1 protein-coding gene is annotated in these 1,022 nt (G+C 46.5%); it reads left to right on the forward strand.

The features are described 5' to 3' along the window. Positions 1–1,022, forward strand: a 1,022-nt coding sequence (locus tag A3738_RS06590) for a sulfate adenylyltransferase subunit 1 (protein ID WP_231876552.1), incomplete at both ends; no start/stop codon positions are given.

Consider the following 1,022-nt stretch of genomic DNA (forward strand, 5'->3'; position numbering starts at 1 on the left):
CATGGCGACAGGTGCATCAACGGCTGACTTAGCTATTATCTTGATCGATGCACGTCATGGCGTTCTGACGCAAACGCGCCGTCATAGCTTTATTGCCTCTCTTTTAGGTATTAAGCACGTAGTCGTTGCGATCAACAAAATGGACCTCGTTGACTATAGCGAAGAGCGTTACAACGAAATCAAAGCTGATTACCTTGAATTCGCGTCTGACCTACAACTCAAAGACATCCGCTTTGTTCCACTTTCAGCGCTGAAAGGTACGAACGTGGTTTCTAATAGCGAACTGACTCCTTGGTTCACTGACGCCCCTTTGATGGACATTCTAGAAAACGTTCAGGTGGCTGAAGACAGAAACTTTCAAGACTTCCGCCTACCCGTTCAATACGTGAACCGTCCAAACCTTAATTTCCGTGGTTTCTGCGGAACTGTGGCTTCTGGTGAAGTTAACAAAGGTGATGAACTGATGGCCCTGCCATCTGGCAAGAAGAGCACGGTTAAATCGATTGTCACGTATGAAGGCGAGCATGAAAATGCATTTGCTGGTCAAGCAATCACCATCACTCTAAACGATGAGATCGACGTATCTCGCGGAGATATGCTAGTTAAGCCAAGTAACTTACCTTCCGTGGGTCAAAGCTTTACGGCTAACATCGTTTGGATGAACGAAGCGGAGCTTCAACCTGGCAAGCTTATCGATATCAAGCTTGGCTCTACGCTTAGCTCAGGTTCGGTCAACAATATCATTCACACCGTTGACGTTAACACGCTTGAGAAAAATGATGCCGACAACTTGGCATTAAATAGCATTTCTTTGTGTGAGCTGACTCTTAATCAAGCGGTGACATTCGATCCTTATGATCAAAATAAGGCGACCGGTGCGTTTATTATTATCGACCGTCTAACCAACGTTACGATTGGCGCGGGCATGATTGTCAGCAAGTCTGACCGTTCAGACACCCAAGTATGGACTGAAGTGACCGCCCAGGAACGTAGCAAGCGCTTTGGTCACGAAGGTAAGATCA

The organism is Oleiphilus sp. HI0066, from assembly GCF_001635725.1.